This window comes from Pseudovibrio axinellae (genome assembly GCF_900110875.1).
GTDB classification, from domain to species: domain Bacteria; phylum Pseudomonadota; class Alphaproteobacteria; order Rhizobiales; family Stappiaceae; genus Pseudovibrio; species Pseudovibrio axinellae.
This window is the reverse complement of sequence record NZ_FOFM01000083.1, coordinates 1-1,421: the sequence shown is the minus strand read 5'-3', so window position 1 is coordinate 1,421 and position 1,421 is coordinate 1. Positions and strand designations below refer to the sequence as shown.

Annotated in this window: 1 protein-coding gene; it reads right to left on the bottom strand. The window is 53.2% G+C overall.

Annotation, left to right across the window (positions count from 1 at the left end; all coding sequences use genetic code 11):
- Positions 1 to 25: 25 nt before the first annotated feature.
- Positions 26 to 1,240, bottom strand: coding sequence for a multidrug effflux MFS transporter (locus tag BMZ51_RS23665; RefSeq protein ID WP_068008963.1), 1,215 nt, complete (start codon positions 1,238 to 1,240; stop codon positions 26 to 28).
- Positions 1,241 to 1,421 lie beyond the last annotated feature (181 nt).

The window sequence follows — 1,421 nt, the reverse complement described above, 5'->3', positions numbered from 1 at the left end:
GCTTTTAGCGGTATTGAACAAAGTGCTATTTGACGATGTAGTCGAATTCCTTCCGTAAGAAGCCTAGGAAGAAAAACAACGTTGCCGCCGTCACAAAGATATAGAGAACCCACATCGGCCAGGCCGTTGGCGATTCAAGTAGCGATGCTACAGCGGTAAAGACCGCACTGACGATAATGAAGAGCCCGCTGACGAGCGCATTTGCGCTGCCGCCCGCATGCTGAAACCGTTCAAGGCATTTGTGATAGCCGTTCGGCCAGATCATCGCCATGAGGAAATAGATGATGCCAGCCGGCACGACCAAGGCAGCCACGCTGAATATACCGGAAAGATCGAGCAACAACATCACTATGCTGACGAGCAGAGATATCCCGGCTGCGGCGGTAATGATCCGGATAACCTTGACCTGGGTGCTGATGATACGATTGAAAAAATTTCCACCGAGCCACAGGCAACCAAGGATCAGTTGCAGGTGGCCATAAAACACCGGGCTGTGTTTCAGATCATTCTGAATGTAGAATGGTGCAAGGACTTCGAAGCCGTACATCACCGAAATCAGACAAGCCATGCCCAATGCCGTTGGCAGATAGACCTTGTCGATGACCATTGTCCGATAAACCGCGAATGCTATGCCAAATGGCTGCCTGAGTGAGTGAACCCGTGTCTCCGGTAGAAATACTGCGGCGACAAAAACAACAATCACGCCCCAGCCCGCAAGGAACCAGAATGACGCGGTCCAGCCGAACCAGATCTGCAGATATCCGCCGAGCGCCGGAGACAGGATCGGGCCGGTTGCCCAAGCGATCGTCATCCAGTTGGCAACTTTGATCCGCTCGCTGCCCTCATAACAATCAGCGACGATTGCACGTGCGCCGACAGCTGAACAGGCCACGAGGAGGCCCTGCGCCCCTCGCAAGGCAATAACCATCCAAAGTGGCGGTGCTAGCGCAATGCCGATGCAAGTAATCACGAACAGGATTGTGCTGAGCAATATGGGGATGCGGCGGCCTAGGGAATCGGTCAGCGGACCCGCGATAATCTGCCCAACTCCATAGCCGGCCATAAATATCAGCAGCGTCGATTGGACGGCAAAACGGTCAGCTTGAAAATAGCTTTCCATAGCTGGCAAAGAGGGAATGTAGATGTCAGTGGCCGCCCCACCGAGCGGGACCATGATGAGCATGGAATAGAATGCCCGGTTCCGGTTTATCTCGACAATTCCCTGACCCGGCTCCGACATCCATTATTTCCCCCGTCATACCGTTTACTGCAGAGTAGAGTACACGAAACCAGAAAACGGGTCCTGTTGCAAATCTCAAGTATTCTGGGCTAGCGGAGGCGCCTGAAATGGTGTTTTGCCATGTCAGATTTCAGGCTTGCCATCTACCTAAACGGGTGAGTTCACGTTAACTTTCGGGCCA